15 protein-coding genes are annotated in these 15,507 nt (G+C 57.7%); 4 read left to right on the top strand and 11 right to left on the bottom strand.

Annotated features, from left to right (window positions below; genetic code table 11):
* Positions 1-22: 22 nt before the first annotated feature.
* The 3 genes from glpA to glpC are packed head-to-tail and all read left to right on the top strand — an operon-like array spanning position 23 to position 4,078.
* Positions 23-1,645 (top strand): anaerobic glycerol-3-phosphate dehydrogenase subunit A, encoded by a 1,623-nt coding sequence (glpA, locus tag M8Q36_RS13995; RefSeq protein ID WP_249881270.1) that lies wholly within the window; start codon positions 23-25, stop codon positions 1,643-1,645.
* Positions 1,635-2,891 carry a glycerol-3-phosphate dehydrogenase subunit GlpB gene (glpB, locus tag M8Q36_RS13990; protein ID WP_249881269.1) on the top strand — a complete coding sequence of 419 codons (1,257 nt, stop codon included), beginning with the start codon at positions 1,635-1,637 and terminating at the stop codon, positions 2,889-2,891. The genes glpA and glpB overlap by 11 nt, the downstream gene beginning before the upstream one ends.
* Positions 2,888-4,078, top strand: coding sequence for an anaerobic glycerol-3-phosphate dehydrogenase subunit GlpC (glpC, locus tag M8Q36_RS13985; RefSeq protein WP_249881268.1), 1,191 nt, complete (start codon positions 2,888-2,890; stop codon positions 4,076-4,078). Before glpB ends, glpC begins: the two co-directional genes overlap by 4 nt.
* Before the next feature lie 23 nt (positions 4,079-4,101).
* Here the strand turns inward: glpC and M8Q36_RS13980 are convergent, their stop codons facing one another.
* Together M8Q36_RS13980 and M8Q36_RS13975 are read right to left on the bottom strand one after the other, a co-directional pair.
* A complete protein-coding gene (locus tag M8Q36_RS13980; protein WP_020454508.1) occupies positions 4,102-5,301 on the bottom strand; it encodes a nicotinamide mononucleotide deamidase-related protein YfaY in 1,200 nt (399 codons plus the stop codon).
* A gap of 93 nt (positions 5,302-5,394) precedes the next feature.
* Complete coding sequence (locus M8Q36_RS13975; RefSeq protein ID WP_020454509.1) at positions 5,395-5,937, bottom strand: YfaZ family outer membrane protein; 543 nt, start codon at positions 5,935-5,937, stop codon at positions 5,395-5,397.
* A 172-nt stretch (positions 5,938-6,109) separates the two neighbouring features.
* Between M8Q36_RS13975 and nudI the strand changes: the two genes are divergently transcribed.
* Positions 6,110-6,535, top strand: a complete 426-nt coding sequence (gene nudI, locus M8Q36_RS13970; RefSeq protein ID WP_249881267.1) for a nucleoside triphosphatase NudI — start codon at positions 6,110-6,112, stop codon at positions 6,533-6,535.
* Between the two features lie 8 nt (positions 6,536-6,543).
* Here nudI and M8Q36_RS13965 read toward each other — a convergent pair whose 3' ends face one another.
* From M8Q36_RS13965 to M8Q36_RS13925, 9 genes are all read right to left on the bottom strand, one after another.
* Positions 6,544-7,476: an Rpn family recombination-promoting nuclease/putative transposase gene (locus M8Q36_RS13965; protein WP_249881266.1), complete on the bottom strand. Its 933-nt coding sequence runs from the start codon at positions 7,474-7,476 to the stop codon at positions 6,544-6,546.
* A 112-nt stretch (positions 7,477-7,588) separates the two neighbouring features.
* Positions 7,589-8,959, bottom strand: a complete 1,371-nt coding sequence (gene menE, locus M8Q36_RS13960) for an o-succinylbenzoate--CoA ligase (RefSeq protein ID WP_249881265.1) — start codon at positions 8,957-8,959, stop codon at positions 7,589-7,591.
* Positions 8,956-9,921, bottom strand: coding sequence for an o-succinylbenzoate synthase (gene menC / locus M8Q36_RS13955; protein ID WP_249881264.1), 966 nt, complete (start codon positions 9,919-9,921; stop codon positions 8,956-8,958). Before menC ends, menE begins: the two co-directional genes overlap by 4 nt.
* The gene (gene menB, locus M8Q36_RS13950) at positions 9,921-10,778 is read right to left on the bottom strand and encodes a 1,4-dihydroxy-2-naphthoyl-CoA synthase (protein ID WP_249881263.1); all 858 of its coding nucleotides are present in this window, start codon (positions 10,776-10,778) and stop codon (positions 9,921-9,923) included. Before menB ends, menC begins: the two co-directional genes overlap by 1 nt.
* Positions 10,775-11,551, bottom strand: coding sequence for a 2-succinyl-6-hydroxy-2,4-cyclohexadiene-1-carboxylate synthase (gene menH / locus M8Q36_RS13945; protein ID WP_249881262.1), 777 nt, complete (start codon positions 11,549-11,551; stop codon positions 10,775-10,777). The genes menB and menH overlap by 4 nt, the downstream gene beginning before the upstream one ends.
* Positions 11,548-13,218, bottom strand: coding sequence for a 2-succinyl-5-enolpyruvyl-6-hydroxy-3-cyclohexene-1-carboxylic-acid synthase (gene menD, locus M8Q36_RS13940; RefSeq protein WP_249881261.1), 1,671 nt, complete (start codon positions 13,216-13,218; stop codon positions 11,548-11,550). The genes menH and menD overlap by 4 nt, the downstream gene beginning before the upstream one ends.
* Positions 13,219-13,289: 71 nt before the next feature.
* Positions 13,290-14,585, bottom strand: a complete 1,296-nt coding sequence (gene menF / locus M8Q36_RS13935) for an isochorismate synthase MenF (RefSeq protein WP_249881260.1) — start codon at positions 14,583-14,585, stop codon at positions 13,290-13,292.
* 87 nt (positions 14,586-14,672) lie between these two features.
* A complete protein-coding gene (gene elaB, locus M8Q36_RS13930; protein ID WP_017458585.1) occupies positions 14,673-14,978 on the bottom strand; it encodes a stress response protein ElaB in 306 nt (101 codons plus the stop codon).
* Positions 14,979-15,031: 53 nt separating this feature from the next.
* Entirely contained in the window at positions 15,032-15,493 is a 462-nt protein-coding gene (locus M8Q36_RS13925) for a GNAT family N-acetyltransferase (protein ID WP_249881259.1), read from the bottom strand.
* Positions 15,494-15,507: the final 14 nt, after the last annotated feature.

The following is a 15,507-nucleotide window of genomic DNA, read 5'->3' as shown; positions in this document are numbered from 1 at the left end:
CGTCGACCAGAAGGACGCGAACATGCGCAACTCCAGTGACTACGATGTGATTATTATCGGCGGCGGCGCGACCGGCGCAGGCATCGCCCGCGACTGCGCCCTGCGCGGCTTGCGCGTGGTGCTGCTTGAACGCCACGATATCGCCACCGGCGCGACCGGCCGTAACCATGGCTTACTGCACAGCGGTGCGCGTTACGCGGTGACCGATAACGAATCAGCGCGTGAATGTATTGCCGAAAACCAGATCCTCAAACGCATCGCCCGCCACTGTATCGAACCAACAGACGGCCTGTTTATTACCCTGCCGGAAGATGATCTGGTCTATCAAAGCCAGTTTATTGACGCCTGTCTGCAAGCGGGGATCCCGGCGCAGGCCATCTCACCGCAGGCGGCGCTGCGCATGGAGCCAGGCGTCAACCCGGCACTGATCGGCGCGGTGCGTGTACCAGACGGCACGGTGGATCCTTTCCGCCTCACCGCCAGCAATATGCTGGACGCGCGCGAGCACGGCGCCAAAATCCTCACCGGACATGAAGTATGTGGCCTGATCCGCCACGGCGACACGGTGAGCGGTGTGCGGCTATATCACCCTGCCAGTGGTGAAACCCAGGAACTTCATGCGCCAGTGGTGGTGAATGCCGCCGGGATTTGGGGCCAGCGTATCGCTGAGTATGCCGATCTGAGCATCCGCATGTTCCCCGCGAAAGGCGCGCTGCTGATCCTCGATCATCGCATTAACCAGCACGTCATCAACCGCTGCCGCAAACCCGCCGATGCCGATATTCTGGTGCCAGGCGACACGATTTCCCTGATTGGCACCACCTCAACGCATATTGATTATGCCGATATTGATAACCTGCGCGTCACGCCTGACGAAGTGGATATTCTGCTGCGCGAAGGGGAAAAACTGGCACCGGTGATGGCGAAAACGCGCATTCTGCGTGCTTATGCCGGTGTGCGACCGCTGGTCGCCAGCGATGATGATCCGAGCGGACGCAATGTCAGCCGGGGAATTGTGTTGCTGGACCACGCGCAGCGCGACGGACTGGAAGGGTTTATCACTATTACCGGCGGCAAGCTGATGACTTACCGGCTGATGGCCGAATGGGCAACGGATGCCGTGTGTCGCAAGCTCAATCATCATGCCCCCTGCACCACCGCCACCGCGCCGCTGCCAGGCTCCCGCGAGCCGACAGAACAGGCGCTCAAAAAAATCATTTCCCTGCCGACGCCGCTACGTGGTTCGGCGGTCTATCGCCATGGTGATCGTACGCCAGCCTGGCTTGGCAGCGACAGACATAACCGCAGCCTGGTTTGCGAATGTGAAGCCGTCACCGCCGGGGAAGTGCAGTACGCGGTCGAAAACCTCAATGTCCACTCGCTGCTGGATTTGCGCCGCCGCACACGCGTCGGGATGGGCACCTGCCAGGGCGAGCTGTGCGCCTGTCGTGCCGCCGGGTTGCTTAACCGCATGCATGTCACGACCGAAAGTGAATCTCTGCATCAACTGGCCGGTTTTCTTAATGAACGCTGGAAAGGAGTTAAACCCGTCGCCTGGGGCGATGCGCTGCGTGAAAGTGAATTCACACGCTGGGTTTATCAGGGGTTGTGCGGTCTGGAAAAGGAGGCGGAAGATGAGATTTGATACGGTTATTATCGGGGGCGGGCTGGCCGGTTTAGTCTGCGGGATCCGTCTTGCGCAGAGCGGCCAGCGCTGCGCCATTGTCAGCCGCGGACAGAGTACTCTGAGCTTCTCCTCCGGCTCACTGGATTTACTTTCACACTTACCCGACGGCCAGCCCATCAATACGCTTGATAGCGCCATCGCGCACCTCCAGCAGCACCATGCCAATCACCCTTATGCCCGGCTCGGCGCAGACCAGGTTCGCCACTATGCACACCAGGCGCAGACGCTGCTGGCAGATTGCGGGCTGGCGTTACAGGGCGATGTTGATACGCCGCACCAGCGCGTAACACCGCTTGGCACATTCCGCACCGTCTGGCTTAGCCCGTGGGAAGTGCCGGTAAAAACAGAAACCCACCAGCACACTGGCGTGGTCGGTATCAGTGGTTTTCTTGATTTCCAGCCGCAGCTTGCCGCTGGTGCCCTGCGTAAACGCGGTATTGACGCGCAGGCAGAAGAGATAGATCTGCCGCTACTGGATCGGCTGCGTGATAACCCCAGTGAATTTCGCGCGGTGAATATCGCCCACCAGCTGGACGCACCCGAGCACTACAACGCCCTGTACGAAGCGCTGCTGCCGCTAAGCCAGCACTACGCGATGCTCTATCTGCCCGCCTGCTTTGGTCTGACGGACAGCAGCGTCTTTACGCGCCTCAACCAGCAACTGGCCTGCCCGCTGCGCCTGCTGCCTACGCTGCCGCCATCTGTACCGGGTATGCGCATGCAACAACTCCTGCAACAGGCGTTTATACGCAGCGGCGGTAACTGGATGCCCGGTGACGAGGTACTGCGTGCCGATATCGCCGACCAGCGCGTAACGCAAGTGTGGACGCGTAAACATGAAGATATCCCGCTGCGTGCGCGCAATGTGGTGCTCGCCAGCGGCAGTTTTTTCAGTAACGGGCTGGTTGCCGGGCGCGATCGCGTGCGGGAAACGGTGTTTGATCTCGACGTGCTGCAAAGCGCGCAGCGTCAGGAGTGGTATCGCGATAATGTGTTTGACAGCCAACCGTGGCAGCAGTTTGGCGTGCAGACCGACGCGCAACTACACGGCCTGCGCGAGGGCAACGCGGTGAACAATCTCTATGTGGTTGGTTCCGTGCTGGGCGGTTTTGATGCCATCGCCCAGGGGTGCGGCGGCGGCGTTTGCGTCGTTACCGCGCTGCATGCCGCACAGCAAATTAGCGCACAGGGAGGCGAACAATGAACAATACGCAATTTGAAAGCTGCATTAAATGCACCGTTTGCACCACCGCCTGCCCGGTCAGCCGCGTCAACCCTGCTTACCCTGGCCCGAAGCAGGCAGGGCCTGATGGCGAACGTCTGCGGTTAAAAGACGCCGCGCTGTATGATGATGCGCTGAAGTACTGCACCAACTGCAAACGCTGCGAAACTGTCTGCCCGTCCGGGGTGAAAATTGGCGATATTATTCAGCGCGCCCGTGCCCAGTACGCGCCGAAAAAGCTCTCCATACGAAATGCCATTCTCAGCCACACCGACCTGATGGGGACGCTATCAACACCGATGGCACCGCTGGTGAATGCGGCAACATCACTCAAACCCGTGCGCCAGTTACTGGATACCGCATTAAAAATCGATCACCACCGCACGCTGCCAAAATATTCCAGCGGTACATTTCGCCGCTGGTATCGCAGCATTGCCGCGCAGCAACAGGCATTTGCGCAGCAGGTGGCGTTTTTCCACGGTTGCTACGTGAATTACAACCATCCCCAGTTGGGTAAAGATCTGATCCGTGTGCTGAACCATATGGGCATCGGCGTACAGTTATTGCAGCGGGAAAAGTGCTGTGGCGTACCACTGATTGCGAATGGTTTTTTCGATAAAGCGAAAAAACAGGCGCAGTTTAATGTGCGCTCGCTGGAGCAGGCTATCGGCACGGAGGGATTGCCGGTTATCGCCACCTCTTCCACCTGCGCTTTTACGCTGCGCGACGAATATCCTCACCTGCTGGATGTGGATAATAGCCATCTGCGCTCGCATATCGATTTAGCCACGCGCTGGATCTGGCGCATGCTCGACGAAGGTCGCGCATTGCCGTTGAAAGAAACGCCGCTAAAAGTGGTCTACCACACGCCATGTCATATGGAAAAAATGGGCTGGTCGCACTACACGCTGGAACTGCTGCGGCGCATCCCCGGGCTTGAATTAACGGTGCTGGATTCGCGTTGCTGCGGGATTGCCGGCACCTACGGCTTTAAAAGCGAAAACTACCCGACATCGCAGGCGATTGGCGCGCCGTTGTTCGAGCAAATAGAAGCCAGCGGTGCGGATCTGGTGGTGACGGATTGTGAAACCTGCAAATGGCAAATTGAGATGTCCACCAGCAAACGCTGTGAACATCCCATTACGCTACTGGCAAACGCATTGGGGTAACGGCATGCCGTTACCCTCAGCGATCACTCTACCGACAGTGTTTCCACCACATTGATCCAGCCGTGATCGCTGGCAATGTCTTTGCCCGCTAACCAGCGGCGCAGAATGTTCAGCGCCATCATGGCGCACACTTCCTGGCGCACCACCAGCCCGTGGCGGTTGGTGTTGAATTTCACTCGCAGCGCGCGGGTGCCTTCCGGCGTCGCCAGCGCGAAGTTGAGATGATCCTCTTCAAGACCGGTCACTGTCAGCGCCAGCCCGGCGAGATGGCGATTGCGCAGCTCGGTGGTCCAGCGAGCGCTTTGCGCCAGCGCTTCCGCCTGCGACGGTAACACTTCGCTGGCCAGCAGCGGCGCACCAGCGCGGGAAAGCTGTAAGGCCACCAGACCGCCGGTGAACTGTTCGCTCAGTGTCAGGCTGAGCTGACGTTCCCGCAGGGTTGCGGCAAGTGCTGCCGGTAAACCCTCGGTGCCTTCAAAAATCAAACTTTCCCCGGCGACACGTTTCACTTCCGGCCACAGCGCTTCCATCGCGGCGCGATGTTCTGCCGGGCCAGTCAGTTTTAACTCGATAATCGGCATGGAAGAGCGGTAGCCCATCACCACGCCTGGCGGCAGTTGAAGGTGTTGCAGACTCTGCGCCAGATCGCTCTCTGAGCGACCAAAAGTGGTTAAGCGCAGGCAAACCGGCGGCTCCGGCAAGGTAAAGCGGGCGCGCAGGCGCGGCAGAATTTCTTGTTCCACCATCACTTTAAATTCCGACGGTACGCCCGGTGTGAAGAACATCAGGCAACGGTTGAGCTGCAGAGCAAAACCACAGGCAGTACCGACCGGGTTATCCACCAGTTCGGCGCTGGCCGGGATCTCGGCCTGTTTGCGGTTACTTGGCGCCATTACGCGACCACGTTCGGTAAAGAAGCGTTCCATTTGTGCCAGCCACGCTTCGTGTAGCACCAGCGCTTCGCCTTTAGCAGTCGCCGCCGCCAGCGCGCTGAGATCGTCGCTGGTCGGCCCCAGACCGCCATTCACAATCAGCACATCCGCGTGCTCACTACGTTCACGCAGGATAGCGACCAAATCATCAAGGTTATCGCCCACGGTGTTACGGCGCGTGAGAGGCAACCCCTGGTTAAAGAAAAAGTCAGCCAGCCAAGCCGCATTGGTATCCACAATCTGGCCATGCAGCACTTCATCGCCGGTCGATAACATCTCCACATTTAACATCGTTAGCTCCTGCAATCGAGGTTGAAACACTATAGCGCATGCGCAGAGGAAAAACGGAGACAAACGGGCGCGGACAGAGGCCGCGCCAGGGGATTAGAAACTGGCGCTAACGCCAACATAGGGGCCATCGGCAACCGCGTTGTCGCGACGCCCTTCTTTACCGGTCATGTCGATGTAGCGGTAACCAGCCTCAACCGTCAGCGGGCGCATAATGGTGTAACGCGCCCCGGCGTTCGCTTCCTGATACTCTTTTACGCCGCTGGAGAGTGAATCCGGTGAGTAGTAGTATTCGCCGAAGATACTGAAGCTGCTGGCAATTTTCCACTGCAGCCCGCCACCGACAGCAACGGCATAACCTTCGCTGCCCACATCCGGATTCAGATAAATGCCTTTACCGCCGACGGTCGCAAGGAACGGACCAAGCGGGATGTTGTAACCGAGCCCCAGGCCGGCGATATCGCCATCATCTTCACTGTGTGCCCAGTTACCGCTCACGGCGATCCCGCTGGTTTCGGTACCCAAACCAAAACCAAAGTTGGTGTAATCTTTCCCAATCTGGCCGTTCAGACTCACAGCCTGCGCCCCAGCAGAGACCAGCAACACGCTGGCTAAACCTAATAAAGCAATCTTCTTCATTTTTGATTTCCGCACATAACGGGCCTGATGCCCAAAAGCCTCTGATTGTACGCTTATTTTTCTGTCAGCAGAATGAATAAAAAGGCCAGTAACTATAGACGGGGTCAATTTTTCTACACCAGCGCTTGCGTTAACATGGCGCATTCTATTCATCACGCTAAAAGAATTAACCATGCGACAACGGACAATTGTATGCCCCCTGATTCAAAATGACGGTGCCTATTTGCTGTGTAAAATGGCCGACGATCGCGGTGTTTTCCCCGGTCAATGGGCACTATCCGGCGGCGGTGTGGAGCCTGGAGAGCGGATTGAAGAGGCGCTGCGCCGGGAGATCCGTGAAGAACTGGGCGACAAGCTGGAGCTGAGAGAAATCACCCCGTGGACATTTCGCGACGATATTCGGGTGAAAACCTATGCTGACGGCATTAAAGAGCAGATCTACATGATTTACTTAATTTTTGACTGCATCAGTGCCAATCGCGACGTCAGTATTAATGACGAATTCCAGGATTACGCATGGGTAAAACCTGCGGATCTGCACCGCTACGATCTGAACGACGCGACCCGCAATACCTTAAGGATGAAAGGGTTGCTCTGAAAGCGTGCTCAGTGGCTGACCTTTTCCACCACTTCCGCCGGTAGCCCGGTTAATGTTGCCACAACATCGGGCTCCATTCCTTTTTCCAGCATCACTTTGGCAATGCGTAGCGCTTCTTGTTGAACGCCTTCGGCACGCCCCTGCGCCAATCCTTTTTTCAGGCCAAACGTCATGCCTTCTTCGCGAAGATATTGTGCAATATTCATTAACGCCTCCTTTTGCTGATGATCCGTGGTTCTGCTGGCAATGGCGGTTAAAAACGCTGCCGGATCGGCGGTATGACCCACCTTCAACAAATAGTGCAGCAACGTCTTCAACTGTTCGCCGCCAGTGTAGCCCAGTGCCAGCAGGCTGACCAGTTGCTCCTGAAACTCCAGCATATCGCGTTGCCGGACATGTTTTTGTAAAAGCTCAAGCATGGCGATACGCCGATGTTGCACAATTTCAGCATCGGCAAGTTGGGTGATATCCACCAGTGGAAACGCACTGGTGTAGAGCTTTTCTGCCTGCTGCGGCAACTGAAAGGCATCCAGCCAGCGTAGCGACCATGGATACGGCGTGACGCGTCCATGATAAAAAAGCATCGGGATAACCATTGGCAATTCACCATGCCCTTTATCAAGATGGCGTTGCATTGCAGCAATGGCATAGCGCATCAGGCGAAAGGCCATATTTTTATCAGGTGAACTTTGGTGTTCAATCAAGGCATAAAGATAACCGTCGCCAGCGCGCGTTCTCAGCGAATAGAGAATATCCGAGTAGCAATATCGCAGATCTTCCTCAACAAAACTGCCCGACTCCAGATGAAGCGTGGAAAGATCACACAGTGCAATCAAGTGCTCTGGAAGATGAATATCGAAAAAATCACGAGCAGTTTGCGCATGTGATAATAATTTGCGAAACACCGCATCGTGCGGTGTAGAAGAGGATGAATGCGGCATCGCTATCCCTGCGTTTCAGAAGCCAGAGCGCAAACTAACACACTTGCGGGAGGGGGTTTTATTGGCCAGTCAGTTTGTCGTGAAGGCTCGCAAAATTGTCCTGCCGCTATTTTTACGTGTTGCCTTCAAGGGTGCTAACCCACTGCTGAACGGCGCGACGGGAGATTTTAATACCGCCATTTTTAAGCGCTGCGGGCAACATCAGCCAGCGTACCGGCTGCTGGAAACGGGCCAGTTTATCGGCGACCCACTGGCTCAGCGCATCGGCATTTACGTCACCTGCGCACTCCACTACCGCCACCGGGCGTTGACCAAACTCCGCGTCATCGACCGGCACCACCAGCACCTGCTGCACCTGCGGGTGGCGGGCAATAACGCGTTCAACTTCTTCTGGTTGAATGCCTTCCCCGCCGCTGAAAAAAAGATTGTCCAGACGACCGTGAATGGTCAGGCGACCATCGTTCAGCTCGCCGCGATCGCGCGTGGCAAACCAGCCTTCACTGTTTACCAGCGGGAGGGGTTCTCCGTTGCACCAGTAACCCGACGCCATGCTGGCGGCACGCAGCCAGACTTCCTCGCCGACAATTTTCACTTCACGCCCTGGCAGCGCGTAGCCGACATCAGGTTTGCCATCGGCTTCTTTCGCACACACCGTCGAGGCAAATTCAGTTAAACCGTAACCACACCAGCTGCGGATCCCGCGCTCGCGGGCCTGCTGTGTGAGTTCGACGGGGATCGCTGCGCCGCCCAGTAACACTGCTTTCAGCGAGACCGGTACATTGTCGTTCAACAAGCGCCACAGCTGCGTTGGAACCAGCGAGGCGTGGCTACACCCGGCCAGCGCCTGCTCCAGCGGCGCTTTTTGTCGCACGGTGATCCGCGCGCCAGCCAGCAGCCAGCGCCATAAAATCCCTTGCCCGGAAACATGAAACAGCGGTAGCGAGAGCAGCCAGTCGTCTTTCGCGGTAAACGGGATCAGCGCCAGCACGCCCTGTGCACTGGCAAGATGCGCCGCGCCGGTATGCACGGCGGCTTTCGGCAGGCCGGTAGAACCGGAAGTCAGAGTCATTGAGGCCAGCCGTTGAGGCCACCAGTCAACGGCATAATCGCCGTCAGCCTCGCTCAGCGCCAGCGATGTTAAACCGGCATACGCCGCATGCGACTCCAGGTCGAGTGCAAAACGCAGCGTCAACTGCCCTAACAGCGCATCCAGTTGCGTGGCGGGTAACTGCGGATTCAACGGCAAAACCCGCGCGCCGCATTGCAACAGCGCCAGCCACGCCAGCAGCGTTTCCGGCTGATTGCGCGCGCGCAGCATGACGCCGTCGCCCGTCTGTACACCCTGGCGGGCAAACCCGCTGGCCAGCCTGCCAATACGCACACAAAGCTCACGCCAGTTAAGGCTTTGCTGCTCAAGACGAATTGCCGCCTGCTCGCCACGTACCTTACGCCAGTGACGCCAGGGCCAGTCGGCAAAAATCATAGCAGTGGTTCCAGCGCATCAACCTGCAAGCAGGGTAAATCACTCTCCGGCCAGCGGCGGATCAACTGCGTTTGCATTAATTGCAGCGTATCCAGACCCGGCACCATTCCCGGCGTCAGCCAGGCGGCGATACGCGCCAGTTGCGTCAGACCAAGGCTCGATTCGAGTGACGAACTGATAACGGTCGTCAGCCCCAGCGCTTTCGCCGCTGCAACCTGCTGTTGGACTTTCTGCAAGCTGCCGGTCAACATCGGTTTAATCACCACGGCGCCGACGCCTGGCTGCTGCTCAAAACGAAAGTCTGCGTCACGCAGGCTCTCATCCCAGGCGAGGGTAATGCCGGTCTCGCGGGCAAACGCCAGTGATTCCTCGCGCGTCTTGCAGGGTTCTTCAAGAAACGCAATGCGCGAGCGGTAAGCCGGGTTGACATACTTCGCAAACTGTTGCGCTTTCAGCGGCGTCCAGGCACGGTTAGCATCCAGCCGCAACCGGAGATCGGGAATGGATTCCAGCAGCAAGTTGACCACCATGCCGTCACGCACCGCTTCATACAGCCCCACTTTCACTTTCGCCAGCTTTTCACCCGGCAAAGCAGCAAGCGCGGCGAACAACTCGTCCGGATCACCGCTACACAGCATCGCGGCGCGGTAATCCGCCGCCTGCGGCAGCGCATCGCTAAGCTCTGCCAGCGCGCAACTCAAACCAAATGCCGCAGAAGGCTCGTCCGGCAGCGGTGGTTGTTCGCCGTCGCGCCAGCTACCTACCCACGCCACCACAACCGGTTGAACGTCATCCAGCGTTTCCAGGCTAAACCCCGGCAGAGGGGAAATTTCCCCCCAGCCTTCGCGCTCACCTTCACGAAGATGAACGAACAACCCGTCACGTGTTTTCAGGCGCCGCTCACGCAGCACCACACCCGCATCAAGCGGGATTTGCCAGCGGTAAACCTGCGCCTGTCGCATTATGGATTCCGTTTGAATTTGCTGAAATCAGGCTGGCGTTTTTCGTTAAACGCATTGCGGCCTTCCTGCCCTTCTTCGGTCATGTAGAACAGCATGGTGGCGTTACCCGCCAGCTCCTGCAGCCCCGCCTGACCATCGCAGTCGGCGTTCAGCGCGGCTTTCAGGCAGCGCAGCGCCATTGGGCTGTTTTGCAGCATTTCACGACACCAGCGCACGGTCTCTTTTTCAAGATCGGCAACCGGCACAACGGTGTTGACCAGCCCCATATCGAGCGCCTGTTTAGCATCGTACTGGCGGCAGAGGAACCAGATTTCGCGCGCTTTTTTCTGCCCCACGATGCGCGCCATGTAGGACGCACCCCAGCCACCATCGAAGGAGCCGACTTTCGGGCCGGTCTGGCCGAAAATGGCATTTTCCGCCGCAATGGTCAGATCGCACATCATGTGCAGCACGTGGCCGCCACCGATGGAGTAACCCGCCACCATCGCCACTACCGGTTTCGGACAGGTGCGGATCTGGCGCTGGAAATCCAGCACGTTGAGATGATGCACGCCGGAGTCATCCTGGTAGCCGCCGTAATCACCGCGCACTTTTTGATCGCCGCCGGAACAGAAGGCTTTTTCCCCTTCACCGGTGAGAATAATCACGCCCACGCTGTCGTCATAGCGCGCGTCAGCCATGGCCTGAATCATCTCTTTGACCGTCAGCGGGCGAAACGCGTTGCGCACCTGCGGGCGGTTGATGGTGATTTTGGCAATACCATCGGCCGATTTTTGATAACGGATGTCGGTGTAACCTTCAGAACAGTCACGCCATTCAACCGGCGCATAAAGCATGTTTTCATCTGGGTGGATCATAGTGTGTCCTTTGTCTCAAGACGCAGAATACGCGCCAGGGCGGCAATAACGGCAGCGGGATTTTCCCGGTGCGCGTTGTGCCCGGCGGCAGGAATGGCGTGACAGTGGCGCGAGACTTGCGTCGCCAGCGCCTGAAATTTGCTGTCATGTTCACCGTATAAATAATGTACTGGCACAGAAAGTGTCTGAAGTGCGGCGCGCAAATCGGGCTGGCAGGCAAGCGAGGTTGCCTCCAGCATCGCTGCCAGCGTCGCACCGTTATTCTCGCCGCGTGTGGCCACCAGCGCCGCCCGTTGCGATTCGCTTAGCGTGGCAAAAACAGGCTGCCGGTACCAGGCGTCAAATACCTCACTCAATGGCTGCTGGCGAAAACGCGCAGCCCACTGCTGATCATTACGCAGCCGCTGGGCACGATCGTCAGCGGATGTCAGTCCCGGGTGGCCACCTTCAACCACCAGGCCGCACAGCCCGGCAGGATGCTGGCAGGCGTGGTACATCGCCACGCGCCCGCCAAGCGAATATCCCACCAGCCAGTAGTTGCGTATGTTGTAGTGCTCAAGAGTAGTGCGCAGCAGCGCGTCCAACTCATCAAAGGACGCAACGCCAATATGGGCTGAATCGCCATGTCCGGGCAGATCGAGATACAAGCGCGGGAAATCACTCAGCGCGTCGCCAACGTGCTGCCATTCACGGTTATCGCCGGAAAAACCATGCAGAAACACCAGCCACGGTTGGAGCCGATGTCCAGTAATGGCCTGGCCGTGCAGGATCACAGATGGCTCACCTGCGCCAGCAGCGTTTGTAACGTCTGCGCGCCGTCGGTTGCGTTCACCACCAGTTCAATCACCGTCGCACCTGGCTTGCACCAGGCGCCTTCCAGCGCCTGCTCAAGCTCAGCCCAATTCTCCGGTTGATGGTAAGCAAGGCTAAACATCGCCGCCGCATGCGCAAAATGGACATTCTGCGGCATCAAATAAAACTGCTCGCGCTCGGCGGGCGGCGTGGGCAGTAGCGAGAAAATTTGCCCACCATTGTTATTCACTACCAGCAGGACGAATGGCGCAGAAGCCTGCCGCAGCAGCGCCAGCGCATTGAGATCGTAAAGCGCGGAGAGATCGCCCACAATCGCCAACGTAGGCCGCGCGGTAGCACGCTGAACGCCCGCCGCCGTTGAAAGCAAGCCATCAATACCACTGGCGCCGCGATTGCTGTAAATCGGATATCCCGCCGGGAGTTGCGCCAGCGCATCGACCAGCCGCACGACCAGGCTGTTGCCAAGAAAAAGCTGGCCCTGGGCTGGCAAATAATCCGCGATGCGGTGCGCCAGCTGTGCCTCGCCAAAAATATCACGCTTCGCACAAACGGTTTCCCAGGCCTGCGCTGAAAGGCGTGGGATCGCCTCGCACCAGGGTGCGCGCGGTTCAGCCGGATGCTGCTCCAGCCAGTCGGCAATGCTGGAAACCAGCCGACGCCCGCGATGATGGGCCGGATCGAGCCGCCCTTGCAGGCGATCAATCAGCCAGTACTCTTCCGGTTCGCAGGTTGCCTGCCACTGCAACAGACGTTTGCCGGTCAGGCTGCTGCCAAACTGCAACACAATCTGCGCCTGATTCAGCTCTGCCACTGCCTGGCCATTACCGAGCCAGAGATCGGCACACGGCAGCGGTTGCCCGGTTTGCGAAAGCGCATCGCCAATCAGCGGCCAGCCGAGCGTTTTCGCCCATTCAGCAAGCAACCGGCCTTCAGCCGCGCTCATGCGACCAGCCACTATCACACCGCGTTTTTGTCGCCAGAAAAACCAGTCGCGCTGTGTTTCGCTGCTAACCCTGTTCGGTGCGCGCAACCATGGTGTGTCTGACTGCCACCAGTCACCCAGCGCCTGCTGCCAGGCAAGGCCGGTATCATCCATCTCACCGTAAAGCGGCTCGGCAAACGGGCAGTTAATATGTACCGCGCCGCCCTGTAACGAACCCAGCAGGTTATCAAGGGTGGAAACCAGCCAGCGCGCAGGGATGTCCTGTGAGGGTCGCGGCAACGCGAGAGATTCCGTAGGATGCGTGGCAAACATGCCCGGCTGGCGAATTGCCTGGTTAGCACCGCAATCAATCAACTCCGGCGGTCTGTCCGCCGTCAGCAGCACCAGCTTTTCACCGGTCAGCCCTGCTTCAATCAGCGCGGGATAAAGATTCGCCACCGCCGTGCCGGATGTCACAATCACCGCCACCGGCTCATTGCTGGCCTTTGCCAGCCCCAGCGCAAGGTGGCCTAAACCACGCTCATCAAAATGGGTGTGGTGAATAAAGGCGTGATTTTCCGCTGCGGCCAGCGTTAATGGGGTGGAACGGGATCCCGGGGCAATGCACACATGCCTGACGCCGTGACGGGTAAGAGCTTCGAGGATCACCGCCGCCCAGCGTCGGTTAAATGAGCTTATCGACATGAATTTGTCCGGTATCAATATTACGGCTTAGTATAAGTAATCAGGAACTATGTATTTTTGATATGAGTCGGTTATGCGTGACTAAGTTGTAATAATGATCGCAATCCCGCCGCTTTGTTCTCAATTTCCTGCCACTCTTGCTCCGGGTCTGAACCGGAAACAATGCCCGCACCGGCATAAAGACGTACGGTATTGCCGTCAATTTTTGCCGAACGCAGGGCAACGCAGAACTCACTCTGTTGCCGCGAAAGATAACCCGCCGAACCGGCATACCACTCACGCTGAAAAGGCTCATGCTGCGCAATAAATGCCCGCGCTTCACGGCGTGGCAATCCTGCAACTGCCGCTGTCGGCTGGAGCATTTGCAGGCAGAGCGCGTCATCCGGCGTTTGCAGATCGGTCCAGATACAGCGGCGAAGATGCTGTACTTTACGTAGCCGGACCACTTTCGGCGGCAGCACCTCCAGCGCACCGGTTTGCTGCTGTAAACGCTGGCAGATATCTTCCACCACCAGCATATTTTCACGCTGGTTTTTGTCATCAGCCATTAGCCAGTCGGCAAGCTGTTGCGCCTGCTGGTCATCTTCATGATTGGCCACCGTTCCGGCCAGCGCTTCCGTGCGCAAGGCGCAGCCACGGCGACGCCACAGCCGCTCCGGCGTTGAACCTAAGAAGGCCGTTTGCGCATTAAACGCCATCATGAAATGAAAACAGTGATGATTGAGGCGACGGCTGGCGGCCATCAACGCGGCGGCGTCCACCGCACTGGCAAAATGGTAATCCGTTGCGCGGGCGAGTACGACTTTATCCAGCTCACCGCGTTCCAGCGTTTGCAACGCCTGTGCAATCAGCGTTCGCCAGCCATCGCGCTCGGGGATGTGATGCTGCTCAAGGCACGTTTGCTGCACGTTTTGCAACGGTGTCGATTCCACCAGCGCCGAAAGAAATGCGATTGCGCGCTGTGCATCATCACAGAGGGACGTCTCGCTGAAAATATAGACGCGCAGAAAGGCGTGACCGCCTTCCCGTCGCCACTCCAGACGCGGTAAAAACAGTTCGCCTTGTGTGGGATCAAACGCGTTAAGCCCCCAGATGCGGACATCTTCAGCGCATTGCTGCAAGAAATCTTGCGCTAAGGGTAAAGAAGAGAAACGGCGCAATGCGCCAAGCGCGGCGGCTTCGTCATCACCGCTACGTTGTTGCCAGTAAAATTGCGGCCACACGCCTTGGCTGGCAAGCCAGGTCAGGGGATCAAAAGCGTCGTTTAACGGGAAAGGGGCATCAAAAAAGCAAAATCCTGACGACCGGGGAATGTCGTCGGTCAGGCAGAGGTGTAAGTGTGAAAGCGCCGAAGAAATGGAGTACACGCGAGCCCCTCCCTGTTAAAAACCACATAGTATACGGGGTACTTAGCGTAATAACAGTACCCCCTTCCAGGGAGGGGAAGTGAAACGTTAGCGGCGGGCTAACAGCAGACCGAGCACCAGACCCACTGCGGCACCGGCACCAATGCCCTGCCACGGTTTTTCATGCACGTAGTCGTCTGCGCGATAGACGGCTTTTTTCGCACGGTAGTAGTACGTATCCGATGCGCTGCTGACGCGGTTTTTCACTTCATGCAGCGCCTGTTCGGCACGGGCCTTCAACTCAATGTACTTTTGATCTGCGGGGTCGCCCGATGAGCGGAGAATTTCTTCCAGCGTTTCGCTCAGCAGGGTCAGGTCGTCATCAATATGTGATTCATAAGAATGATATGCCATCTGTTATCTCCATGTTATGCACCTGTCCGCTAACTATAGACAAAGGCTGTCGGTTACGCCTGGCGGATCTCGCGCGCCATCCCGATATGCGCAATACCATCTTCGTCATACACATCGGTAACGGGTTGAAAACCGAAATGGGCATAGAAAGATTGGAGATGCGCCTGCGCGCCCAGATATAGCGCGTGCTGCGGCCAGTGTTGCTCGCAGGAAAGCACCGCGCGCTCCATCAACTGATAGCCCAGTTTTTCGCCGCGAACCTGCGCCCTGACAATCACCCGACCAATAGCAACCGGCGAGAGATCATCATCACTTTTCAGAATCCTCGCATACGCCACCAGTTCGTCGCCTTTCCAGCCGAGAATATGGCGGTTCTCGCCCACCAGGTCATCACCATCCACATCCAGATAAGCGCAGGCCTGCTCAACCACAAACACTTCGCAGCGCAATTTCAGTAACGCGTACAACTCAGAAACGGTCAGTTCGGAATGGTGCACATCCTGCCAGCGGATCATGTTGTTCTCCTCAT

Source organism: Kosakonia sp. R1.Fl, assembly GCF_023516815.1.
GTDB lineage: Bacteria > Pseudomonadota > Gammaproteobacteria > Enterobacterales > Enterobacteriaceae > Kosakonia.
This window is presented reverse-complemented; position numbering and strand designations above follow the sequence as displayed.